This window comes from Streptomyces sp. NPDC030798 (genome assembly GCF_055572275.1).
In genome coordinates this window covers 182402-206483 of record NZ_JBVIDR010000014.1, presented here as the reverse complement: position 1 = coordinate 206483, position 24082 = coordinate 182402, and the positions used below count along the sequence as shown (strand labels likewise).

Annotated in this window: 13 protein-coding genes; 12 read left to right on the top strand and 1 reads right to left on the bottom strand. The window is 75.2% G+C overall.

From position 1 onward, the window contains the following. Nucleotides 1-37: 37 nt before the first annotated feature. Nucleotides 38-2650 carry a CHAT domain-containing protein gene (locus tag ACZ404_RS29285; protein WP_468444997.1) on the top strand — a complete coding sequence of 871 codons (2613 nt, stop codon included), beginning with the start codon at nucleotides 38-40 and terminating at the stop codon, nucleotides 2648-2650. Between the two features lie 183 nt (nucleotides 2651-2833). Here the strand turns inward: ACZ404_RS29285 and ACZ404_RS29280 are convergent, their stop codons facing one another. Then, nucleotides 2834-4636, bottom strand: coding sequence for a LuxR family transcriptional regulator AbsR2 (locus ACZ404_RS29280; RefSeq protein ID WP_468444995.1), 1803 nt, complete (start codon nucleotides 4634-4636; stop codon nucleotides 2834-2836). Between the two features lie 421 nt (nucleotides 4637-5057). Between ACZ404_RS29280 and ACZ404_RS29275 the strand changes: the two genes are divergently transcribed. The 11 genes from ACZ404_RS29275 (at nucleotide 5058) to ACZ404_RS29225 (ending at nucleotide 23865) form a co-directional block, all read left to right on the top strand. Next, the gene (locus tag ACZ404_RS29275; protein ID WP_468444993.1) at nucleotides 5058-5366 is read left to right on the top strand and encodes a DUF7691 family protein; all 309 of its coding nucleotides are present in this window, start codon (nucleotides 5058-5060) and stop codon (nucleotides 5364-5366) included. Between the two features lie 13 nt (nucleotides 5367-5379). After that, the gene (locus ACZ404_RS29270; protein ID WP_468444991.1) at nucleotides 5380-6549 is read left to right on the top strand and encodes an NAD(P)/FAD-dependent oxidoreductase; all 1170 of its coding nucleotides are present in this window, start codon (nucleotides 5380-5382) and stop codon (nucleotides 6547-6549) included. Beyond that, complete coding sequence (locus tag ACZ404_RS29265; RefSeq protein ID WP_468444989.1) at nucleotides 6546-6869, top strand: (2Fe-2S)-binding protein; 324 nt, start codon at nucleotides 6546-6548, stop codon at nucleotides 6867-6869. Before ACZ404_RS29270 ends, ACZ404_RS29265 begins: the two co-directional genes overlap by 4 nt. Beyond that, a complete protein-coding gene (locus tag ACZ404_RS29260; protein ID WP_468444987.1) occupies nucleotides 6862-8259 on the top strand; it encodes an FAD/NAD(P)-dependent oxidoreductase in 1398 nt (465 codons plus the stop codon). Before ACZ404_RS29265 ends, ACZ404_RS29260 begins: the two co-directional genes overlap by 8 nt. 107 nt (nucleotides 8260-8366) lie before the next feature. Beyond that, nucleotides 8367-9263: a dihydrodipicolinate synthase family protein gene (locus ACZ404_RS29255; RefSeq protein ID WP_468444985.1), complete on the top strand. Its 897-nt coding sequence runs from the start codon at nucleotides 8367-8369 to the stop codon at nucleotides 9261-9263. Between the two features lie 23 nt (nucleotides 9264-9286). Beyond that, nucleotides 9287-10288 (top strand): proline racemase family protein, encoded by a 1002-nt coding sequence (locus tag ACZ404_RS29250; protein ID WP_468444983.1) that lies wholly within the window; start codon nucleotides 9287-9289, stop codon nucleotides 10286-10288. 22 nt (nucleotides 10289-10310) lie between these two features. Continuing rightward, nucleotides 10311-10997 carry a GntR family transcriptional regulator gene (locus tag ACZ404_RS29245; protein WP_468444981.1) on the top strand — a complete coding sequence of 229 codons (687 nt, stop codon included), beginning with the start codon at nucleotides 10311-10313 and terminating at the stop codon, nucleotides 10995-10997. Nucleotides 10998-11210: 213 nt separating this feature from the next. Beyond that, nucleotides 11211-19292, top strand: a complete 8082-nt coding sequence (locus tag ACZ404_RS29240) for a protein kinase domain-containing protein (protein ID WP_468444979.1) — start codon at nucleotides 11211-11213, stop codon at nucleotides 19290-19292. Beyond that, nucleotides 19289-22075 carry a serine/threonine-protein kinase gene (locus tag ACZ404_RS29235; protein ID WP_468444977.1) on the top strand — a complete coding sequence of 929 codons (2787 nt, stop codon included), beginning with the start codon at nucleotides 19289-19291 and terminating at the stop codon, nucleotides 22073-22075. The genes ACZ404_RS29240 and ACZ404_RS29235 overlap by 4 nt, the downstream gene beginning before the upstream one ends. 80 nt (nucleotides 22076-22155) lie before the next feature. Beyond that, nucleotides 22156-23223: a glucose-1-phosphate thymidylyltransferase gene (locus ACZ404_RS29230; RefSeq protein ID WP_468444975.1), complete on the top strand. Its 1068-nt coding sequence runs from the start codon at nucleotides 22156-22158 to the stop codon at nucleotides 23221-23223. Nucleotides 23224-23265: 42 nt separating this feature from the next. Then, on the top strand, nucleotides 23266-23865 hold the full coding sequence (locus tag ACZ404_RS29225) for an acyltransferase (protein WP_468444973.1): 600 nt from the start codon (nucleotides 23266-23268) through the stop codon (nucleotides 23863-23865). The last annotated feature ends 217 nt before the right edge of the window (nucleotides 23866-24082 follow it).

Genomic DNA, 24082 nt, shown 5'->3' with positions numbered 1-24082 from the left:
GCCGCCGGCCCACCGATTGATACACCGGGCCACTACCATGCGAGGGGTGACAGCGGGAAGCGACTCGGTGCTCGAACTGCTGCCGATGGTGTTCGCCGATCCGGGCGAGGCCCGGGCACGCGCGGAACAGGTCCTGCACACCGGTTCCCCGCCGCTGCACGCCAGCGTGGCCCATCAGGTACTGGGTATCTGGCAGCGGGACTTCGGCGATCTGAGGATCGCGCTGCGGCATCTGCGCCGGGCCCGGGACCTCGCCGCGCGCGCCGCCTCCGCCGAGCGGGAGGCCGATGTGCTCGCCACTCTGGGGGTCGCACTGGTGCACGCGGGGCGCACGCGGCAGGGGCTGGCGTCGTTCGAGCGGGGTGTCGCGCGGGGCAGCGGACACACCCGGGCGCGGGTGCTGTACCGGCGGGCGTATGTGTGGTGGGTGCTGGGGCGGCACCGGGAGGCGCTGGACGACGTACGGCGGGCGCTTCCGGTGCTGCGGCAGGCCGGGGACGACATCTGGACCGCGCGGGCGCTGACCCTGCGGGCCACGGTCCATCTGGCGCTGGGCGCCGTGGACCGGGCCGACGCCGACTTCACCGCGGCCGAACGGCTGTGGGACACCACCGGTCAGGAGCACGACAAGGCGGACGCGGTGGAGAGCCGGGGCCTGGCCGCGTTCCGCTCGGGTGACATCCCGGCCGCGCTGCGGCTCCTGGACGAGGCCGAGGAACGGTACGCCAAGCTGGGCACACCCACCTTCATGCTCTCCATCCGGCGCTGCGAGGTGCTGATGGCGGCGGGGCTCGCCCCGGAGGCGCTGGCGGAGGCCGACGCGGCGATCGCGCTGCTGGACCGGATGGGCGGGCAGTCCACGCGCAAGGCCGAGCTGCTGCTCGCCGCGGCCCGGGCCGCCCGCTCGGCCGGAGACGCGGACACCGCCATCGCCCGCGCCGCCGACGCCGTACGGCTGTTCGCGGGGCAGCGGCGGCCCTGGTGGGAGACGCACGCCCGGCTGGTGCTGATCGAGGCGCGGGCGGCGGCGGGCGGCGGGTCGGCCCGGCTGGTCGCGGACGCGGCGGCGGCCGCCGGGCGCCTCGCCTCCTTCGGCTCGCCCGCCGCGCCCGAGGCCTCGCTGCTCGCCGGGCGCATCGCCCTCTCCCTCGGCCGGACGGCGCAGGCGGAGCGGCACCTGGCGGTGGCCGCGCGCAGCCGCTACGGCGGTCCGCCGCCCGCCCGCGTGACCGGCTGGGCCGCGCAGGCGCTGCGGGCCCGGGCGGCCGGTTCCCCGCGCGGGGTGAGGGAGGCCTGCCGGCGCGGCCTGGACGTGCTCGACGACCACCGGATGACGCTGGGCGCCTCCGAGCTGCGGGCCCGCGTCACCGCGCAGGGTGCCGAACTGGCCGCGCTCGCCCAGGAGGCGAGCCTGGCGCACGGCGGTCCCCGGCGGCTGCTGGAGTGGAGCGAGCGCTGGCGGGCGACCGTGCTGTCCGCGCCGCCCGCCCGACCGCCCGCCGACCCGGCGCTGCTCGGCAGCCTGACCGCCTACCGGGAGATAGCCGCCCGCGCGGAGGAGGCCCGCATGGAGGGCCGCCCGGTCCCCGCGCTGGAGCGCGAACAGCGGCGCCTGGAACGGGAGATCCGCTCCCGCACCCACCACATGCGCGGCGACGCGCCCGGCGCCGGGGACCGGCTGGACGTGGGCCGCCTGCTGGACCGGCTCGGTCACGCGCGTCTGGTGGAACTCGCCGTGGTGGACGGCCGGGTGCACATCCTGCTGTGCGGGCAGGGCCGGGTGCGGCGGTTCGCGGGCGGGGCGCTGGCGGAGGCCGTGGCCGAGGCCGAGCATGTGCAGGCCGGGCTGCGGCGCCTGGCGCACCCGGGCGGCGAGGCGCGGCTGCCGCTGGTGGAGGCGGCGGGCCGGCGCCTGGAGGAGCTGCTGCTCGGGGACGCCGTACGGCATCTGGGATCCGGTCCGGTGGTGATCGTGCCGCCCGGAGCCCTGCACCGGGTGCCGTGGGCTCTGCTGCCCGCGTTGCGCGAGCGGGTGCTCAGCGTGTCGCCGTCGGCGGGCAGTTGGCTGCGGGCCCGGGAGACCGAGCCGCCGATGGGCGGCCGGCACGTCCTGGTGCGCGGCCCCGGGCTCGCCACCGGCGGGGCGGAGGTGCCCGAGCTCGCCGGCCGGTACGGCACGGCACGGGTGCTGGAGGGCAGGGCGGCGCAGGTCCCGCGCGTGCTGGACGAACTCGACGGCGCGGCCCTGGCCCACCTCGCCGCGCACGGCACGTTCCGCGCCGACAGCCCCCTGTTCTCGGCCCTGCGGATGGCCGACGGCCCGCTGATCGTGCACGACTTCGAGCGGCTGGCCCGCAGCCCGTACCGCATCATCCTCTCCAGCTGCGACACCGCCCGCCTGGCCTCGGTGGGCGCCGACGAACTGCTGGGCCTGGTCACGGCGTTGCTGCCGCTGGGCACGGCCGGGGTGGTGGCGAGCAGCGCGCCGGTGAACGACGCCGCCGTCGTCCCGCTGATGCTCGCCCTGCACAAGGGACTCGACGCGGGCCTCTCCCTCGCCGAGTCCCTCCGCGACGCCCGCACCACCCAGCCGGACGACCCGGTGCACCAGGCCACCGGCTGGGCCTTCGCGGCGTTCGGGGCGGCGTGAGGGGCGAGGGGCCGGGCAGCCGCCGACCGTCCGTCCGGAGAGCGTCAGCCGCCGGGCGACTCCCGACGACCCGCCCCCCCCGAAGGCCCCACCGCGGAACTCCCCCGCACCACCCAGCCCGACGACCCCGTCCACCAGGCCACCGGCTGAGCCCTTCGCGGCGTTCGGGGCGGCGTGAGGGGGTCAGGCGGGCTTCGTCGCGGGGAGGTCCGTGAGCCATGGGAGGGCGTCGCGGTCACTCGCGCCGAGCCGCGCGTAGGCGCCGTACAGGTGGTTGCCGACGGTCCGTACGGACAGGGTCAGCCGCTCGGCGATCTCCCGGTTGCTCAGGCCGGCCGCCGCGAGGGCGACGATCTGCCGCTGCCGGGCGGTGAGTTCGCCGAGCACCAGCCCGGACAGCGCCGGTGTGCGGGCACCCTGGCAGCGGCGGGCCAGGGCGAGCGCGCGGGTGCGGGAGAGGCGGGCGGCGCGCGGGTCGCGGTGGGCGCGGACGGCCTGGGCGCGCGCCTCCGCCGCGAACAGCAGGAAGCCGCGCGCCTCCAGGGCGTCGGCCACCCGGTCCAGCGCGGCCCCGTCCCGGCGGGCGAGCGCCTCGGCGTGCCGGCCGAACACCCCGTCGCCCGGCAGCCGCCCGGCGACCCGCTCGGGCGCGCCGAGCCGTACGGCGTCGTAGAGCGCGAACACGTCGTCCCCGTCGAGCGCGTCCAGGGCACCCTCGAGGTCGCCCCGGGCCGCCGCGGCCCACACGCCCGCTCCGGAGGCCTCCCCCGACTGCCCGGCCACTAAGTCGATCTCGCCGCGGCACTCCGCGTCGCCCGGCGCCGCCCGCAGCCCTTCCCGCGCCCACGCGGCCGCCTCCCGCAGCTCGCCGCGCAGCCGGGCGTACCGGGCGCGTACGACGGCGTAGCCGGCCGGGACCGGCAGGCCCTCGTGCAGCAGCCAGTCCCCGACCGGGGTGGCGACGGTCCGTACGTCGTGCCGTGCCAACCGGCGCTGCAGTGCGTTCTGTTCGGCGTCGAGGGCCGGCCGCCACTGCTCCGGGGTGCGGTGGGCGAGCCGCCGGGCCCGCAGCCGGCCGGCGGTGGCGCGCAGGGCCGGACCGTGCAGCGGGTGGACGAGGCTGACGGCACCCCGGTCGTCGACGTGGATCAGGCCGTCCGCCTCCAGACGTTCGAGGACGCCCAGGCCGGGCGCGTCGGGGGCGAGGTCGTCCAGCGGGACGGGCAGGGGCTCGGCGAAGGCCAGCCGGTCCAGCGCCTCGCGCTCGCCGGCGCCGGCGCGGTCCAGCGCGGGCGCGAGGCGGTCGCGGACGGCCGCGGTGACCGGAACGGGGCCGCGCCAGGCCCACGCGTCGGTGCCGGGCAGGCGGACCAGCCCGCCGGACCCGCGCAGCGCGTCCAGCAGATCGCGCAGCAGCCGCAGATCGCCCCGGCACACCCGGTGCAGCCGGCGCACGGTGAGCGGCTCCAGACCGGCCGGGCCGAGGAGGTGAGCGGTGTCCTCGCGGGACAGCGGCTCCAGGGCGAGGCGCGGCAGCAGGTCCCCCGTCCACAGCCGGGACACCGCGCCCGGCGCCGGTGCGCCGTCGGTGGCGGCCACGGCCAGCCGGGTGCGTCCGTGCACGGCGAGTTGGTGGACGAGCGCGGCGGAGGCGTCGTCCAGCAGGTGGGCGTCGTCGACGACGAGCAGGCGTGTGCCGGACAGGAGGTGCAGTGCGCGGTGCAGGGAGACGGTGTCGGGCAGCAGGTGCGCGAAGGCGGCCAGGCGCAGGCCGCGGGTCTCGGGGGTGCCGGTCACCCGGGCGCAGTCGGTGCCCCGGACCGCCTCGGCGATCAGGCGGGTCTTTCCGCGGCCCGCCGGGCCGGTCACCACGATGCCGGGCCGTCCGGCCGCCGACGCCCGGCGCACCAGGTCCAGTTCGGTCTCCCGGCCGGTGAACGGCCAGGGCAGCTCCAGGGTCTTCGCATCCTGTTCGTGAGTCGTCACACCATGGGGAGCGCGCCTACTCAGATCTGATACAGGGCGACTTGAGTACCCCCCGACTCAGGCGTCCGGCCTCCCGGAGCGGCACCCTGGCAGTCCAGGCCACCGTTCGGGCGCCGGGGGACGCGGTCGGGGATGCCGCCTTCGGGGGAGGGCGACATCTCCGGCCTCGCCCTGTCCGCCGGCGGCGGCCGGAGCCCGTGGGCGATGTCGGTGGCGGCCGGTGGCTTTCCGGGCACGAGTTCAGGACTGAGCGTGTATCTGCTGGACGTCGCCGCGACGCAGGCCCTGGCCGGATCGAGGACGAGCAGCTTCTCCGGGCCGTCCACGACCACTTCGGCGCCGAACCGGCCCGGGACGAGGACTACTTCCTTACCAACGGCTGTGCGAACTCACCGGCTCGTTCCTGCCCGACAGCTGCTTCATGCCGTTCCGGGGCGACTGGCTGCCGGTGGTGGACGAGGGGCTCGCGGCGCTGCGCGTCACCGCGGTGTCGGTGGCGTCGTTCGGGTACGCGGACCTGCCCGGGCCGCTGCCGTACGCCCAGGTGCCGGGCTGCGCTGCGTGGACGCCGGAGCGGATCACCGACGCGCTGGAGCAGTTCGCGGCCACCGAAGCGGCCGGTCATGCGGGTTCGTCTCCTGAGGTCCGCACGGGCGGTCGGGCGCCGGCACGAGCGCGAGGCGTGACCCCGGACTCGTGTCGGGGTCTCCTCAGCCGCTGCGGTATGTGACATAGTACTGCGCGTGGCGAACCGACTGAGCTGCGATGTCGTGGTCGTCGGAGCCGGGATGGTCGGGGCGGCCTGTGCGCTGTACGCCGGCCGTGCCGGGCTCGACGTGCGGGTGGTGGACCGGGGGCCGGTGGCCGGCGGGACCACGGGCGCCGGGGAGGGCAATCTGCTGGTCTCCGACAAGGAGCCGGGCCCCGAGCTGGAACTGGCCCTGCTGTCGGCCCGGCTGTGGGCGGAGCTGGCCGACGACGGACTGGGAGCGCCGGTCGAGTACGAGCCGAAGGGCGGCCTGGTGGTCGCCTCGGCGCCCGGCACGCTCGGCGCCCTGCGGGACTTCGCCGCCGCCCAGCGCGCCGCCGGGGTCGCGGCCGACCTCGTGGGGCCGGACGAGTTGCGGGAACTGGAGCCGCACCTGGCCCCCGGCATGGCGGGCGGGGTCCGCTATCCGCAGGACGCCCAGGTCATGCCCGCGCTGGCGGCCGCCCACCTGATCCGCGCCTCCGGCGCCCGGCTGCACACCGGCCGGACCGTGACGGGGGTGCTGCGCACGGCCGGCGGCGCGGTGCTCGGGGTCCGTACGGACCAGGGCGACCTCCATGCACCGGCGGTGGTGAACGCCACCGGCACCTGGGGCGGCGACCTCGCCGCGCTGGCCGGCGTGCACCTCCCGGTCCTCCCCCGGCGCGGCTTCGTGCTGGTCACCGAGCCGCTGCCGCGCATGGTCCGGCACAAGGTGTACGCCGCGGACTACGTGGCCGACGTGGCGAGCGACTCGGCCGCTCTGCGGACCTCGCCGGTCGTGGAGGGCACGGCCGCCGGGCCGGTGCTGATCGGTGCGAGCCGGGAACGCGTCGGCTTCGACCGCTCGCTGTCGCTGCGGGCGGTACGGGCGCTGGCGGCCGGCGCGATCGGGCTCTTCCCCTTTCTGGAGCGGGTCCGCGCCCTGCAGACGTACGCGGGCTTCCGGCCGTACCTGCCCGACCACCTCCCGGCGATCGGACCCGACCCCCGCCTGCCCGGGCTCTTCCACGCCTGCGGGCACGAGGGCGCCGGCATCGGACTCGCCACCGGCACCGGCCTGCTGATCGCCCAGGCCCTGACCGGGAAGGCGGCGGAGCTGGACCTCAGCCCCTTCCGGCCCGAGCGGTTCGCGAGCGCGGCGAACGGAGAGGACAGCCGATGAATCCCCTGGAACTGGCCCGGGCCCTGCCGGGCGCCGCCTTCACCGTCACCTTCGACGGCCGCCCCCTGGAGGCCCTGCCCGGGCAGACGGTGGCGGCGGCCCTGTGGGCGGCGGGCGTGACCTCGTGGCGCAGCACGCGCGTCGCGGGCCGGCCGCGCGGGGTGTTCTGCGGCATCGGCGTGTGCTTCGACTGCCTGGTCACCGTCGACGGCCGGGCCAACCAGCGCGCCTGCCTGGTCCCGGTACGGCCGGGCGACGTCATCCGTACCCAGGAGGGAACGGGACACGACGCGCAGGAGGGGGCCGGACACGATGGCTGAGCGACCGCATCTCGCCGTCGTCGGCGCGGGTCCGGCCGGGCTGGCCGGGGCGCTGGCGGCCGCCGCGCGCGGGGTGCGCGTGACCCTGCTGGACGCGGCCGAGCAGGCGGGCGGCCAGTTCTACCGGCAGCCGGCCGCCGCCCTCGGCGCCCGCCGCCCCCAGGCCCTGCACCACCAGTGGCGCACCTGGGAACGGCTGCACGAGGGACTGGAACGGCAGCGCGCGGCCGGACACCTGCTCCACCTGACCGATCACCATGTCTGGTGTCTCGAGGGCGACTCCGGAGCCTTTGCCGTGCACGCGCTGCGCGGCCCCGCGCAGCAGGACGGTGTCACCGTCCGTGCCGATGCCGTCCTGCTCGCCACCGGCGGGTACGAGCGGGTGCTGCCCTTCCCGGGCTGGACGCTCCCCGGGGTCGTCACCGCGGGCGGTGCGCAGGCCATGCTCAAGGGCGGTCTGGTGCTGCCGGGCCGTACCGCCGTCGTCGCCGGGACCGGGCCGCTGCTGCTGCCCGTGGCCACGGGGCTCGCGGCGGCGGGCGCCCGGGTGGCCGCGCTGGTGGAGTCGGCCCGCCCGGCGGCCCTGCTGCGGCGGGCTCCCGCGCTGGTGGCGCAGCCGGGCAAGCTGGCCGAAGGTGCCTGGTACACGGGTGCGTTGCTGCGGCACGGGATCCGCATCCTGGCCCGGCACACCGTGGTGGAGGCGCACGGCACCGACCGGCTGGAGGCGGTCACGGTCGCCGGACTGGGCCGGGACGGGCGGCCGGTGCCCACTGGCGCCCGGCGCATCCCCTGCGACACCCTCGCGGTCGGGCACGGGATGCTGGCGCACACGGATCTCGCCGAGACCCTCGGCTGCGCCCTCGCCGGAACGGCTGTCCGGGTGGACGACGAGCAGCGCACCGATGTACCGGGTGTCTGGGCGGCCGGGGAGACCACCGGGATCGGCGGTGCGGCCCTCGCGCTCGCCGAGGGGCACATCGCCGGCCGCTCGGTCGCCGCCCGCCTGCACGGCACCGCACCCGACCCGCGCCGATGGGGCGCCGCCGCCCGGGCCCGTGCCCGGTCGCGGGCGTTCTTCGCGGCGCTCGACGCCGTCTGCGCGCCGCCGGCGCACTGGGCCGAGGGCGTCACGGACGAGACGGTCGTGTGCCGGTGCGAGGAGGTCACCGCCGGGCAGGTGCGCACGGCGGCCGGCTCGCTCGGCGCGGGCGACCTGCGCACGGTGAAGCTGCTCACCCGGGCCGGAATGGGCTGGTGCCAGGGCCGGATGTGCGGCCCCGCGGTGGCGGGGCTCACCGGATGCCCGTTCACCCCCGGACGGCGGCCGTTCGCCCGGCCGGTGCCGCTCGGGGTGCTGGCGGACCTGCCCGAGCCGGACGCCGACTGACCAGGACGCCGACCGAACCGGGCGCCGACCGGCCCGGGGCGCCGACTGAACCGCAGTGCTTCGTCCGTTCGTAATATGTCACACGCTACGTGGATTGGGGACCGCTCATGACCCTCCCGGAGAACCGACCCTGGCGCGGCGTCCTCGTCGCCACCGCGCTCCCGCTGCGCGAGGACCTCTCGGTGGATCTCGACCGCTACGCCGAACACTGCGCCTGGCTGGTGGAGAACGGCTGCGACGGCGTCGTACCGAACGGCTCGCTCGGCGAGTACCAGGTGCTCACGCCTCAGGAGCGCGCCCAGGTGGTGCGCACGGCCGTGGCCGCCGTCGGCGGGGCGCGGGTGATGCCGGGCGTCGCCGCCTACGGCTCCGTCGAGGCGCGCCGCTGGGCCGAACAGGCGGGCGAGGTCGGCTGCGCCGCGGTGATGCTGCTGCCGCCCAACGCCTACCGCGCCGACGAGCGGTCGGTGCTCGCGCACTACGCGGAGGTGGCCCGGTCGGGGCTGCCGGTGGTGGCGTACAACAACCCGATCGACACCAAGGTGGACCTCGTGCCCGAACTCCTCGCCCGGCTGCACGGCGAGGGGCACATCCACGGCGTGAAGGAGTTCTCCGGCGACGTCCGCCGCGCCTACCGGATCGCGGAACTCGCCCCGGAGCTGGATCTGCTGATCGGCGCGGACGACGTACTGCTGGAGCTGGCCGTGGCGGGCGCCAAGGGCTGGGTGGCCGGTTACCCCAACGCGCTCCCCCGGGCCTCCGTCGAGCTCTACCGCGCCGCGGTGGCCGGGGACCTCACCACCGCGCTCCCCCTGTACCGGCAGCTCCACCCGCTGCTGCGCTGGGACTCGCGGGTGGAGTTCGTGCAGGCGATCAAGCTGTCCATGGACGTCGTCGGCCGGTACGGCGGCCCGGTGCGCCCGCCGCGCGTCCCGCTGCTGCCCGAGCAGGAGGCCGCGGTCCGGACGGCCACCGAGAAGGCCGTCGCCGCCGGACCGGCCTGACGTCACGACAAGGAGGCCGGACCATGCGCAGCAAGCTCGTCCTGCACGCCGTGGACTCGCACACCGAGGGCATGCCGACCCGGGTGATCACCGGTGGGATCGGCACCGTGCCCGGTGCGACGATGAACGAGCGGCGGCTGTACTTCCGCGAACACCGCGACGGCATCAAGCAGTTGCTGATGAACGAGCCGCGCGGGCACTCCGCGATGAGCGGCGCGGTCCTGCAGCCGCCGGCCCGCCCCGACTGCGACTGGGGCGTGATCTACATCGAGGTCTCGGGCTACCTGCCGATGTGCGGGCACGGCACGATCGGGGTGGCGACCGTGCTGGTGGAGACCGGCATGGTGGAGGTGGTGGAGCCGGTGACCACGATCCGCCTGGACACCCCGGCGGGGGTCGTGGTCGCCGAGGTGGCGGTGGAGAACGGCGCCGCGCGGGGCGTGACGCTGCGCAACGTCCCGTCGTTCGCGGTCGCCCTGGACCAGGAGATCGCGCTGCCGGACGGGCGCACGGTGACCTACGACCTGGCCTACGGCGGCAACTTCTACGCGATCCTGCCGCTCGACGCCTTCGGGCTGCCCTTCGACCGCGCCCGCAAGGACGACATCCTGGCGGCGGGCCTGTCCCTGATGCGGGCGATCAACGCCGCGGCGGAGCCGGTGCACCCGGAGGATCCCTCGATCCGCGGCTGCCACCACGTGCACCTCCTCGCGCCGGGTGCCACCGCGCGCCACTCACGGCATGCGATGGCCATCCACCCGGGCTGGTTCGACCGCTCCCCGTGCGGTACGGGGACCAGCGCGCGCATGGCGCAGCTGCATGCACGGGGCGAACTGCCGTTGCACACCGAGTTCGTGAACGAGTCGTTCATCGGCACCCGCTTCACCGGCCGGCTGCTCGGCACCACTCGGGTCGGCGGAGTCCCCGCCGTGCTGCCGAGCTTCACCGGCCGGGCCTGGATCACGGGCACGGCCCAGTACCTCCTGGACCCCACCGACCCCTTCCCGGAGGGCTTCGTCCTCTAGACTGACCCCGGTGATGCGTGACATGGCACAGGAAACGCGCGGTGCGGGCATGCCCGCGCTGCCCCGGCTCGGCGGTCGGCGCAGCAGCTACCGGGAGCGGGTCGGTGACGCGCTGCGCGCCGCGCTGATCGCGGGTGAGCTGCGGCCGGGCGAGGTGTACTCGGCGCCCTCGCTCGCGGCCCGCTTCGGCGTCTCCGCGACGCCGGTGCGGGAGGCGATGCTGGACCTGGCCAAGGAGGGCCTGGTCGACACGGTGCCGAACAAGGGTTTCCGGGTCACCGCCGTCTCCGACCGGCAACTGGACGAGTACACGCACATCCGCGCCCTCGTCGAGATCCCGACGGTGACGGGTCTCGCCGGCACCGCCGACCGGGTCTCCCTGGAGGCGCTGCGCCCGGCGGCCCGGGAGATCGTCGCCGCCGCGGCGGCGGGTGACCTGATCGCGTACGTGGAGGCGGACACCCGCTTCCACCTCGGGCTGCTCGCGCTGGCCGGAAACGCGCACCTGGTCGAGGTGGTCGCCGACCTGCGCAAGCGCTCCCGGCTGTACGGCCTGACCGCTCTGGTCGAGGCGGGCCGGCTGCTCGCCTCGGCCGAGGAGCACCTGGAGCTGCTGGACGCGCTGCTGGAGCGCGACGAGAAGGCCGTACACGCGATCATGACCCGGCATCTGGGCCACGTGCGGAGCCTGTGGGCGGCCGGGGACTGATCGCCGCGGCGGTGCGGCCGGCCGGAGATGCCGTGGTGAGAGGAGCGGGGGCGGGGGTTCCGGCTGCTCCGTCCGGGGTCCGGTTCGCGTCGAAGCTGATAATCTGAGGTGCCTCCGCCCCGCTTGCCGATCCACTCCAAGGACCGGTGGCGCGCGGCACTTTGACTCTCAGTCACACGTTCGACATCTCGGGGGGCACGGGTGGGCGAGGCTGTGGAATGGGCATCGGCCGTTGAACATTGGACCACGTGGCTGACGTCCGGCTCCACCGCCGAACCGGATCTCGGCACCGCCACCGCCGCCGCCCCGGTCGCCGTGGTCGTCGCCCGTCAGGCGCTCTTCCACGCCCACGCCGTCGCCCCGGAGAAGTCGCTCGCCGTGGGCCAGGTGGAGGCGCTGGCCCGGGCGTTCATCACCGAGGACCCCGACGGCGTCGGTGCCCTGCTCGACTTCTGGCACTTCGCCTGGGCCGGCCGGTTCACCACGGGCACCTTCCACAGTGAGGACGCGCTGCCGCGTGCCCTGAAGCACCTGCTGCAGCCGATCGTCCAGGCGGGCGGCCGCCCGGCCCTGTACGCCGCCCAGGGCGGGCTGCTGCGCGAGGCCCACCGGCGGCTGACCGCCGAGACCGAGGAGGCCGCGGCCGCCAACCGGGTCATGGGCCGCGACCTGTTCCTGCGTCCTCTGCAGGCCTTCCGGGACGAAGGCCCGGAGGCCTGTCTGCTGCTGACCAAGTCCTCCGCCGACGCCGTCAAGGCGGTCAACAACGCGCTGCTCAAACCACTGCCCCTGGGCGGGGTGCGCTACCAGCAGATCGTGGAGACCGCCGACCGGATCGCCGACCGGATGCGGGAGGTGGTCGCCCTGACCGACATCGTGCGCCAGTCCCCGCCGCCCGTGACGCTGCGCCTCGGCGACGACGAGACGGCCCAGCTCTCCGCTCCCGCGCGCGCCCTGCTGCCCCTCGTCCTGCTGGACCTCACCGAGGAGGACACCGACGTCTTCGACGTCGTCCCCGTCCTGGATCTGCTGGATGACCACCTGAGGCTGCTGGAACCGGAGGAGGCCCTGCGGCCCGCCCTCGTGCTCGGCGAGACCGGCCGTACGGGAGGTGTGGTCGCCGAGGCGCACGCGCAACTGGCGGCGATCCGCGGCCGGCTGGCCGGCGTCGCCCGGCACATCGGGGAGAGCCCGGAGCTGATGGCCTTCCTGGAGGAGGTCCGCGCGGAGGTCGCCCAGGGCTGGACCAGACAGGTCGACCCCTTCCTGGAGCTGGCCCGCCCCCTGGTCCTGCGCGGCAAGCGCCTGGAGCGGACCGGTGCCCTGCGCGAGCAGATCGCCGAACTGGCCGCCGGGCACGCGGGCGCCGAGGACGAAGACAGGAGCGGCGGGGAGGGCGCGGCCGCGGCCCGTCTCGCGGAGATCCTCGACACCGTGGAACGCACGGAGGACGAGGAGGCGGCCGACCAACTGCTGTCGCTGGCCGAGGAGATGGCCCAGCGGCTGGGGCCGGGCCGGTCCTCGGGCGCCGGGGCGCGCGGCCGCTCCCGCGCCGTGTCGGCCGTACGCAGCGGCGAGCCGGTGGTGATCCCGCCCGTCGTGCTGCTGGCGGAACTGCTGGCGGAGCCGCCCCGCCCGCTGCTGGTGCAGGCCCTGCGCGGGATCCGGGACCCGGAGGAAGCCGCCCAGGCCTTCGAGGAACTGGCCGGCAGCGGCTCCGGTCCGGTGCAGCGGGCCGCAGCGGTGTGCGCCGTCGGCTGGTCGGTGCTGGCCAAGCGGCCCGAGGACGCGCTGCGCCGGCACGCCCGCCTCGCCGGACCGGCGGGCCGCTCGACCGGCCGCCTCTGGAACGAGGGCTGTGCGCGCGGCGCCCTCGGTGACCTCGAGGGCGCCGCCGACGCCTTCGAGGCCGTGGGCCGCCTGGGGGACAGCCCGCCGCAGCTGGTCGTACAGCCGGTGCTGGACCTGTTCCGCGCCGTGGGACGGCCCTGTCCGTTCCGTGAGCCGCTCAAGTCCGGTCCCATCCCCGAGGTGCGGATGGACGCCTTCGTGGCCCAGCGGTTCGAGGCGACGGCCAAGCAGCTCCGGCTGGCCGGGCGCACCGCCGACGCCGAGCTGCTGCTGGAGAGCCTGACGGAGGTGCAGCCGACGGCGCCGGGCCGCTCCCTGCTGATGAAGATCTACCGGGAGGAGCACCGGCTGGCCGACGCCGAGCGGTTCGTGGCCCGGATGAGCGCCCGCCGGGCCGACGACTGGATGCTCGCCTTCGACCTGGCCCTGGTCGCCGTCGACAGCGGCGACACCCGGCGCGCCGCCGAACTGCGCGACCGGCTCGCCGAGGCCGGCGCGCCCGAGCAGCACCGGCTGCAGCTCGAGCGCCGGCTCGCCCACTCCATGGGTCTGCCGGCCGCGCCGCCCAAGCCCGCGCCGGTGCGACCCGCCGAGCCGCGAGCGGCGGTCCCGGGCCTGCCGCCGCTGCTGCTGCACGAGGATCTGCTGGCGCCGGCCTCGGACACCCTGCCGGACGGGCTGCACGCCGCGCTGGCCCGTACCGAGAGCCCGCTGGAGGCCGCGCACGCCTTCGCCGACTGGGCCGCCGACGCCCCCGGTCCCGCCGCGCCCGCCGCCGCCGTCGCGGCCGTCGGCTGGGCCTGCCGGGCGGGGGCAGCGGACCTCGCCGCCCGCTGGGCGGACACCCTGCTGCCCGCCGGCGCCTCCGGCTGGATGCTGTGGAACCGGGCCTGCGCGCAGCGTCTCGCCGGGGACACCGAGGGCGCCGCCCGCACCCTGGAGCAGGCGCTGAGCAGCGGGGACGTACCACCGCAGGCCGTCTGGTCGTCGGCGGTCGAGGTCCTCGTCGCGGCCCACCGCCCGGTGCCGCCGCACCCGTCGGGCGCCTCCGGCTCCGGTCCGCGGCCGCCCGCCCGGATCAGCAGCGCCACCGGCCAGCACTTCGAATCGCTGGCCAAGCGCCTGTACACGGTGGGCCGCCCGTCCGACGCGGAGGTACTGCTGCGCGCCCTCGTGGAGGCGGCACCGCGCAGTCCGGGCCGGCTGCTGCTGATGAAGATCTGGCGGGAGGGCCGGCGGCTGGACGACGCGCTCGCCCTGGTCTCCCAGCGCCGCGCGCTCGGCGAGGAGGACTGGCGGCTGTGCTACGAGGCGGGGCTGGTGGCCGTCGCGGCCGGGCGCCCGGGCGTCGCACTGGAGATGCGGCAGCGGGTCGCCGCGCTGGGCGGCCCGGCCGACTGGACGGCCCAGCTCGACCGGCGGATCGGCACCTCGCGGATCGTCACCCCGCCCACGCCCACCCTGCCCCAGAGCCCGCTCGGCCGGCCCGCCCCGACCCTGGAGCAGCACCTCGTCCAGCGGGCCCTCAACGCCCCGCAGAACAAGGCCGCGCTGCTCGAGCCCGCGCGTCAGCTGCTGGACGAGCAGGGGCCGTCGGCCGTGCTCGCGGTCGCCCAGCAGCTGGAGCGGCCCGCGACCTGGGCCTGTCTGACGCTGCTCGACCTGCTGATCGAGCGGGCCGCCGAGCAGCCGGACCACCAGGTGCCGGCCGGGCTCGTGGAGCAGGTCCTCGCCGGCAAGGACCCTCAGCTGGTGGGCCGCCTCGCCGTGGTCCTGGAGAACCTGGGCGACCACGCGGAGGCCGCCCGGCTGCTGTCCGAGTTCGCCGCGCTCTGCCGTCCGGCCCAACGCCCCCGGATCTGGCACCAGTTGGGCGGGCTGCTGCGCCGCAGCGGCCGGGACGAGGAGGCCGAGCGGCTCGCCGCCCGCACCACGCCACCGCTGCCCCGGCAGCCGCTGGAACCGGTGCCGGACCGGGCGGTCCCGCTGCAGCCGCGGCTCAACCCGCTGGTGCTGCCCTCGCGCGTGGGCGGCGAGGCCTCGCCGCTGCACGAGGCGCAGGAGCTCGAGCAGCTCGAAGGCCCCACGGCGGCGGCCGACGCCTGGTGCGCGGCGCTGGAGGCCGGGCATGTGATCGCCTATCCGCATGCCCTGGGCGCGCTGGTTGCCGCGGACCGGGCGGCTCAGGCGCTCGAGCTCTACCGGAGTCACAGCGGGGAGCTGTGGACCGGTTCCTCCGCCGCCTGGAACATCGCCGCCGCCTACGCCCGGCTGGGGCTGCTGGAGGAAGCGGCGGACACCCTGGAGATCGAGGCACAGATCAGCAGCTGGGCGACGCTGTCCGCCGAGGACCGGTCCCGGCTGGACGAGATCTTCCGTGCCGTGGGCCGGCCGTCGCCCGGTGGCCTGCTCACCTCGGGCAGCGCCTCCGCCGTCGCGGGATCCGCCGCACCGGCGCCCGCCGGCACCGGTCCCGCCGCGCAGCTGAGGGCCGGGCTCCCGCAGGTCGTGGCACAGGTCGTGCCCGAGCGGAGGTACTCCCGGGCCAAGCCGGCCGAGTGGGAGGACCGCACCGCGGCCCAGAGCGTGTACGACGCGCTGCGGGGCAACGAGCCGGGCTCCCCCGGCTTCGCGGAGCGGACCGGCGCCCTGCGCGCCCGGTACGGCCGGCTGATCGAGGGGCTGGCCGGCGAGGCGGAGCGGTACGTCGAGCCGGCGCTGCGGTCCGTCACCCAGGCCGACGCGGAGCGGATGCACGCCACCACGGCCCAGGCCTTCGCCGAGGGCCTGCAGGCGGCGCAGGAGGACCGCTGGCACGACACGGCCCGGGCCTGGCGCACGGCGTTCGAGGCCCAGCCGCGCAACGAGGTGATCGCCGCCAACCTGGTGCTGGCGCTGGTCCGCAGCGGCACGCCGGACGTCGCCCGCCAGCTCATCGACGGCTTCCTGTTCAGCAGTTCCTTCATCCGGCCCCGGGTCGGGGCGGCGTACGCCGTGGGAGGCGCCGCCGAGGCGGTCGCGGAGATCGAACGGATCCGCGCGCAGGACCTGGCACTCGGCCGCACCGAGCTGCCGCTGGCACAAGCCGGCCTGGAACTGCACCAGTTGTCCGACCCCGGCGCCGCCGCGCGCACCCTGCTGTCCGTGGCCACCGACCGCCCGCCGGGCCTCGGCCGGCTGTTCGCGGCGGTGGCGCTGCTGCTCGCGCAGGACGCCGACGACGACGGACTGGTCGTGGACGCCTACCGGTGGCTGATGCGTCCGCAGCCGCCGCTGCAGGAGATCGTGCAGACGGCGCTGAACACCCGGCGTCCCGACCATCTGATGCTGACCCAGGTCGCCCGGCAGATCCGGGGCACGCTGCTCGGCAAGGTGGCGAGCGCGCGCTCCGAGGAGCTGCGCCGGGAACAGCCCTCGCACCGCCGGCTCCAGCTCCTGCGCTCGCTGATCGAACAGCGGCGGACGACCTCGCCGGACGCGCGGTGGATCTACGCCCGCATGCTCTGGCAGGACGGCGAGAGCGACCAGGCCGCGTTCGCGTACAAGGAGGTGGTCCACGAGTTGTCGGTGCGCGGCCGGCCCAGGCTTGCCACGGCCGTCGAGGAGTGGATCCAGGCGGCCCGCAGCAGCGGCGACCCCGCCCTGCACCGGGAGGCCCTGGCCACCAAGCAGGAGCTGGGCCTGCCGATGCGGACCCGGGAACTGGAGATCCTGCGCGGGGACGAGGTCGCCCACGAGAGCCTGCTGCTGGACCTGAACGCGGAGGTGGTCTCCCTGGAGGCGGTCGACATGGTCGACGCCCAGTGGGAGGCGGAGCACCGGCTGGACCGGGTGGCGGAGTCGCTGCGCGCCGTGGTGCACGGCAGTCCGGACGAGGTGATCGTCGACCAGCTCATCGACGTGTGGCACCGCCAGCTCGCCCAGGACATCGACACCGAGGAGGGCCGGGCCCGCCTGATGGACCTGCGCAACCAGGCCCTCGGCCAGTGCCGGCGCGTCGCCGATCCCGCGCTGCGGACGATGACGGTGCGGGTCAGCAAGGTCACCCACCGGCTCTGGGAGGAGTCCGCCCGGCGGCTGCTGCCGCGCCACGACGACCAAGCGTTCCAGGTGACCGACGCCGAGCTGTGGTGCCACGGCGACGGCCCGCTGCACGTGAGCCTGACGGTGGAGGCGCGGCAGGACGCCGGAAGGGTGCGCGTCGGCTACAACGGCTCGCCGTACGCCGAGGTGGAGCTGCGCCGCGGTGTGCGGGAGCGGGTCGTCTTCCGGGTCGACGAGCTGCGCCAGGTGCAACGGGTGGAGCTGGACTTCTGGCGGTACCGATCGGAGGAGGCCGAGCCACAGCCCCTGAAGATCACCTATCCGGTGCAGAGCCGGTCCGAGGAAGTGGGCAACCACTCGTTCGCCAGGAGCAGTCCCGCCGAGGGCAGGATCAGGGTGCCCCGGAAGGCGGAAGTCACCCAGCTGCGGTACCAGTACGAGGGCCATCGCTCCGCCCCGGTCCGGTTCCTGCACGGTCCCCGGCAGGTCGGCAAGACGACGCTGGCCCGGTCCCTGGCGGTGCATCCGCTGCCCCGGGACCCGGCCGAGTGGCCCATTCCCGGGATGATCGCCGTGGACCTCAGCGGGGACCAGTGGAATCCGGGACTGGGCGCGCCGCCCCTGTGGGAGTGGTTCGCCGAGGAGATCGTCGATCAGCTGAACAAGTCCTGGCCGGCGGGAGCCCGGTTCTCCGAGCCGATGCCGGCCACGGGGTACGCCTTCGCCAAGTGGCTGAGGTCCATCAGGCTCGAGGACCTGCACGACTGGTGTCTGCTCCTCATGATCGACGAGTTCCAGACACTGCTGGACCAGGTGCGCGACTCGGGGGCGTCGATCCGGGACCTGGGCAACCAGCTGCGGGGCTTGATCATCGACACCGGCACACCGCTGCTGGTGCTGACGCTGGGTTCGTGCAGCTACGACAGCCTCATCAACCGGCTGGCGCCCCATGACAGCAACCTGACGAGCGAGATCTTCCCCTTCCCGGTCGGGTTCATGGAGCCCGAACAGGCCCGGTCGATCTTCCGCCGGGGTTTCGACGAGAGCGTCCACGTGCAGCAGCTGGCGATGGACCGGGTGGTGGCCTACACCGGTGGCTACCCCTATCACGTGCACTGCATGGGCGAGTACCTGGCGGCCCATCTGCTCCACCACAAGGCGTCGATCATCACCCCGGAGGACGTCGAGGTCGCCGCGCAGGCACTGGTGCAGGACCCCCAGGTCCTCCGGCCCATCCTGGACCTGCAGGACGAGCCCGGCGTGGACCGGGCCGTCGCCTATCTGCTGGAGAACGGGACGAACCTGCCGGACGAGCCCGATCCCACGATCAAGGGCGACGCGGTGGACACGCCGACGGTGGACGAGGAGGTCGAGCACGCCCTCGACCGGATCAAGGAACTCGGTCTCATCCGGCGCGACGGGCAGAGCGACTGGGTCTGGTCGAACCGGCTGGTCTGGCTGTGTCTGAAGGAGCGGCACGCCCGCCGGCAGCAGCGGGCCAAGGCGCGGGCGGCCGCGGCCCCGGCACCGGAGCCGGAGCGGGAGCGGGCGGAGGACCCGGCCGAGGCGCTGGTCCGGGTCGGTTTCGTGCTGGGTGACGGGCTGGGGCAGCAGAGGATCGGTGACTTCGCCGCCGCCCGCCAGGTGACCCTCAACGGGCGCACCGCCGTGGCCAAACTGCTCAACCCGGACGGCGACGAGGACCAGTTCCAGCTCCTGATGGCCCGGTTCGAGGCCCTGGAGCGCAGCGTGAGCGGGGGCGTTCCCCGGCTGCTTCACGAGCACCGGGTGGTGGACAACCGCTGGTTCGTCTTCGAGTGGACGGAGGGCCGACCCCTGGACCTGATCGTTCGACAGCACGACCGTCACCCGTACGCGTGGCAGGAGGCGGTCGGGTGGGTGGCCGAGGCCGCGAGGATCGTTGCGCGTGCCTACCTCGACGGTGGCCTCACCCACGGCGACCTCAAACCGGAGAACCTCCTGCTGGCGCCCGACCGCCGGGTCACCGTGCTGGACTGGGGCGGCGGCAACCTCAACGGCAAGGCCAGCCCGATCCTCCGCGACCACGCCTTCGACAACCGGTACGCCCCTCCCGAGCAGTGCGTCTACGACCTCGCGATCGACCCCCGGGGCGTGCTTCCCCAGGACGACGTCTACTCGCTCGCAGCCACCCTGTTCGAACTCGTCCACCCCGAACGGAAGGCGTTCCACGACTGTCTGGACGACGAGCAGCTCGCCTTCGGATCCGTCCTGGACAACCACTTCCAGATCGTCAGGAAGGCAACGTCGTCGCGGGCGCTGTCGAACATCCTGCGCGACGCGCTGAGCCCCGACGTCGGCGACCGGCTCGAAAGCGCCGACGAATTGGCGACCGAACTGCAGAGAGTGCTGCACACATGACCGCACCCGCCTCCCGTCCCGTGCCCGGCCCCCGCCCGGGGCCGTCGCCCGCCGCCACCGGGTGGCCGGCCCGGCTCGCCGCCGCCCTGCCGGCCCGCCCCGGCCGGATCGTGCTGCCGTACCACTCCCCGTCCGGCGAGCAGGCCTCCTACGCGTACCCGACGGAGGACGACGCCGTCGTGCTGCTGCCCGGCACCGCCGTCGTGGTCCATCTGCTGTCGGCCGCCGGGGGCCGGGTGCTGGGGCACGGCGCCGCCTATCACTGGCACCACGAGCTGGGCAGCGTGCGCACGACGGTGCCCAATCCGTTCCACCGGGTGCGGCACAAGCGGTCGGTGCTCTACAGCAAGCTGGGACGACAGGCCGACACCGTGGGCGTCGTGGTCCACCACGACGACGTGGACGTGAGCGCCGTGGAGCTGGACGCACGGCACACCCTGGTGCCGCTGAGCGGGCTCGACTCCTGGCTGGCGTCCCTGTCTCCCGGCCGCCGGACCACGGCACCGCAGGAGCTGCGCGGCCGGCTGCACCCCCGGCTGCCGCAGTCCTGGCCGGACAACGGCTACCGGCGCGGCAGGATGCTGACGTACCAGGACACCTGGGTCGTGCACGAGGGCGTCCACGTCGACCGCGCCGGGCAGCAGCAGCGGGTGGCCCTGGTGATCGGGCCCAACGACGCGAGCGCCGCGCCCGGTGCCGGCCGGGAGCACGATGTGGCCCACCGGTCGGCGTACGGGCCGGTGCTCGCTCCGTTCACGGTGGACAACGGCGCCCGTCTCGTCGTACCGCTCCCGCTGCCGCCCGGTGAGGACCTGGCGGCCCGGCTGCACGCCGGGCTGAGCACCGCAGAGGCGCTGGGGCACTCCCTGGCGCTGCTGCGCACGCTCGCCGACCGGCACGCCCGGGCCATCGTGCACCAGTCGATCCGGCCCGAGCTGGTCTTCCCGAACGAGGACGGCCGCACCGTGACGCTGGTGGGCGCGGTCCACGCCCGGGTCGGGGACCGGCGCGGCGGCACGGATCTGCTGCGCGCGGAGGTGCGCAGCGTCCATGTGGCGCCAGAGATCCGCCAGGGGCGTGTGCGCAGGGTTCCGCAGGCGGCGGACGTGTGGTCGTGGGCCTCGGTGACGGTCGCCCTGCTGCTCGGCGCGGGCGCGGTGGACCGTCCGGCGGCCGAACTGGACCGCCTGCCGGCTCAGGTGCCCGAGGTGTGGGTGCGGGCGCTGCGCCGCTCGCTCGGCGAGGAGGGTCAGCGGCCGTCCGCCTCGGCGCTCCTGACGGCACTTCAGGGGGAGCCCGCGGCCGCCGAGGGGCCGGGTACCGCCCGTCCGCGGCCCGGCACGGACCGTCCCGGTGCCGGTTCCGGGCCCGTCCCGCCCGCGCCGCGGGCCCCGGCCGACGCTGCCGCCGGACGCGGGGCACGGCTCTACCAGCTCGGCCCGTACCAGACGGAGCAGGAGCGCAAGGTCGCGTACGCCCTGGCGGCCGGCCTCGATCCGTCCGACGCCGTGATCGTGGCCGCCCGGGCCGACCGGCAGGGGCGGGACACCGACGTCGACTGCGTCGTGCTGCGCGGCGACGTGCTCATCGCCGTGGAGTGCAAGAACTGGCGGCTCGCCGACGGGCTCGATCCGGCCGCCGAGACCTGGCCGCCGCCGCCCGGCGGCACCCGCGCCTACACCAGCCACTCCCCGCTGCCCCTGCTGCGGCAGCTCGCCCCCGCCCTGAAGCGGCAGACCGGCTGGCCGGGACGGACCGCCTGTGTGCTGGTCGTCCCCCGGGTCCCCGCGCTGGCCGATCCGGGGTCCGAGGCGGCCAGGACGCTGGTCTCGCAGGATCCCGCGGAGCTGGTCGGCCGGGTCCGGGCGATCGCCCCCGGCGGCAGCCGCCCGCCCGGGTTCGAGGACTGTCTGCGGCGCCTGGTCGGCGAGATCGCCACCCCGCGGGTGCTCTCCGGTTTCCGGCTGGAGGCCCTGCAGGCCCTGGGCGACGGCTGGCAGGCCTACCGGGCGGAGGCGAACGGCCTGCCGCACTACCTGAAGGTCATCGGCGAGAACATGACCACGCTGCCACAGGCCGAGGCGGAGGACCTGCGCCGGGCCCTGAGCGACCGGACGCACGCGGTGTCCCGGGCGCTGGCGGACCGTCCCGACCTGGCCCAGCGGGTCTTCCGGCCGGTGCTGCTGCCCCGGGACACCTACGCGGTGGAGCCGCATCTGCTGGTGGCGTACGTCTGGGAGCACGACCACCCGGTGCGTTCGCTGCCGGCCCCGCTGCCCCCTGCCGAGGCCGCCGGTGTCGTCGCCGCGCTGACCGCCGCGGTGAGCGAACTGCACGCCGGCGGTGTCGTGTTGCGCCATCTGTCGCCGGACTCGGCGTACCGGTGCACGCCTCCGCCGGGCGCCCCGGACGGCCCGTACTACAAGGTGTCGATGCTGGAGTGGATGCGGGTGCCGCGCACGGCCACCGCGTCGGTCTCCCGGCTCTTCAGCCGCAACCCGTCGCCGTACGTGGCGCCGGAGATCCGGGCCGGGGACAGTCACCGCAGCCGTCAGTCGGACCTCTACTCGCTCGCGGCCGTGGCCCACTGGCTGCTCACCGGTGAGGATCCGCCCTATCAGCGGGCGCACGAGCAGGTGGTGCCACGGCTCACGGAGGTGGGCGCCGGCCCGCGGCTCGCCGCGCTCGTGTCCGCCGCGCTGCGGCCGCTGTCGGAGCGGCCGGCGTGGCCGGTCACGGACTTCGCCGTGCGTGTCGCCCGGGCCGCGGCCGACGGCGACTGAGCGGCTGCCCGCCGGAGGGGTTCCGCGCGGTGTGCGGAATCGCTCCGTCGACGAGTCCGGCGTAAGTAGGCTGATCGCCCATGAAGGCACTCTTGCTGTCCGGCGGCTCAGGTACGCGTTTACGCCCCATCACCCACACCTCGGCGAAACAGCTCGTACCGGTCGCGAACAAGCCGGTGCTCTTCTACGGTCTGGAGGCGATCGCCGAGGCCGGCATCACCGAGGTGGGGATCGTCGTCGGGGACACCGCGGAGGAGATCCGGGCGGCGGTCGGCGACGGCTCCGCGTTCGGCGTCGACGTCACCTACATCCCTCAGGCGGCGCCGCTCGGGCTGGCCCACGCGGTGCTGATCTCCCGGGACTTCCTCGGCGAGGACGACTTCGTGATGTACCTCGGCGACAACTTCGTCGTCGGCGGCATCAAGGATCCGGTGGACGCCTTCCGCACCGAACGGCCCGACGCGCAGCTCCTGTTGACGAAGGTGCCGAACCCGACCGCGTTCGGGGTGGCCGAACTGGACGCGGCGGGCCGGGTGACCGGCCTGGAGGAGAAGCCCGAGCAGCCGAAGAGCGAGCTGGCGCTGGTGGGCGTGTATCTGTTCTCCCCCGCCGTCCATGAGGCCGTGCGTGCGATCGAGCCGTCCCGGCGCGGCGAGTTGGAGATCACGCACGCCCTCCAGTGGCTGATCGACGCGGGGCGGGACGTGCGCTCCACGACGGTCTCCGGGTACTGGAAGGACACCGGGAACGTCACCGACATGCTCGAGGTCAACCGCTCGGTGCTGGAGGGTCTGGAACGCCGGATCGACGGCACGGTGGACGACGACAGCGAGATCATCGGCCGGGTGCGCATCGAGCCGGGGGCGAAGGTGACCGGCAGCCGGATCGTGGGCCCGGTGGCCGTGGGCGCGCACACCGTGATCACCGACTCCTACGTCGGTCCGTTCACCTCGGTGGCCGAGGACTGCCGGATCGAGGACAGCGAGATCGAGTACTCGATCGTGCTGCGCGGCTCCTCGGTGACCGGTGTCCGGCGGGTGGAGGCCTCCCTCATCGGCCGCGACGTCGAGGTCACTCCCGCGGCCCGCAAACCCGCCGCCCACCGGCTCGTCCTCGGTGACCACAGCAAGGTACGCATCTCGTCGTAGGGCGGCCGACCGGAGAACCCAAGAGGAGAAAGGTTTCAGCCTGTGAACGTCAAGGTCCAGCCGACCGCGCAGGTCGACGAGACGGCCGTGATCGGCGAGGGGACGACGGTCTGGGATCTGGCCCAGATACGGGAGGACGCCCGGCTGGGCAGCGGCTGCATCGTGGGCCGGGGAGCCTACGTCGGCCCGGGCGTGCGGATCGGCGACCGCGTCAAGCTGCAGAACTACGCGCTGGTCTACGAGCCGGCGGTGCTCGGGGACGGGGTGTTCGTCGGCCCGGCGGCGGTCCTCACCAACGACTCCTACCCCCGCTCGGTGGACCCGCGGGGCAACCTCAAGCGCGGCGGCGACTGGGAGGCCGTGGCCGTGGTGGTGGCCGAGGGGGCGTCGCTCGGCGCCCGTTCGGTGTGCGTGGCGCCGGTGCGTGTCGGCCGCTGGGCGCTGGTCGCGGCGGGCGCCGTGGTGACCCGGGACGTGCCGGACTTCGCGCTCGTGGCCGGCGTTCCGGCGCGGCGCATCGGCTGGGTCGGGCGGGCCGGTGTGCGCCTGGACGAGCGGGAGGGCGAGCCCGGCGTCTGGGAGTGCCCGGAGACGGGGGCACTGTACGACGAGAAGGACGACGGACTCACCGAACGCATCTGAGTACTTGATTCCGTCAAAACACGGATCCTCGAACATCTGCAGGCCTAACATGTGTGCGAACTGTGCAGGCCGGACACGGCTGACGCACAAACCGGCAGTGCCCAGGGGGGGTTACCGGGTGGGGACACCCATGCCTGATGCGAGGGGCGCGCACCGCTCCGTCGCCTGATGTCCGTCTACCGCATTCCGCCGCGTGGCCGTGCGTGCCGCGGCGGTC

Excerpts from the sequence above, each read along its gene's own strand:
- ACZ404_RS29250 (WP_468444983.1), top strand. The coding sequence starts at position 9,287 with ATGCGCAGCAAGCTCGTCCTGCACGCCGTGGACTCGCACACCGAGGGC.
- ACZ404_RS29260 (WP_468444987.1), top strand. The coding sequence starts at position 6,862 with ATGGCTGAGCGACCGCATCTCGCCGTCGTCGGCGCGGGTCCGGCCGGG.
- ACZ404_RS29275 (WP_468444993.1), top strand. The coding sequence starts at position 5,058 with ATGCCGTTCCGGGGCGACTGGCTGCCGGTGGTGGACGAGGGGCTCGCG.
- ACZ404_RS29230 (WP_468444975.1), top strand. The coding sequence starts at position 22,156 with ATGAAGGCACTCTTGCTGTCCGGCGGCTCAGGTACGCGTTTACGCCCC.
- ACZ404_RS29245 (WP_468444981.1), top strand. The coding sequence starts at position 10,311 with ATGGCACAGGAAACGCGCGGTGCGGGCATGCCCGCGCTGCCCCGGCTC.
- ACZ404_RS29255 (WP_468444985.1), top strand. The coding sequence starts at position 8,367 with ATGACCCTCCCGGAGAACCGACCCTGGCGCGGCGTCCTCGTCGCCACC.
- ACZ404_RS29285 (WP_468444997.1), top strand. The coding sequence starts at position 38 with ATGCGAGGGGTGACAGCGGGAAGCGACTCGGTGCTCGAACTGCTGCCG.
- ACZ404_RS29235 (WP_468444977.1), top strand. The coding sequence starts at position 19,289 with ATGACCGCACCCGCCTCCCGTCCCGTGCCCGGCCCCCGCCCGGGGCCG.
- ACZ404_RS29265 (WP_468444989.1), top strand. The coding sequence starts at position 6,546 with ATGAATCCCCTGGAACTGGCCCGGGCCCTGCCGGGCGCCGCCTTCACC.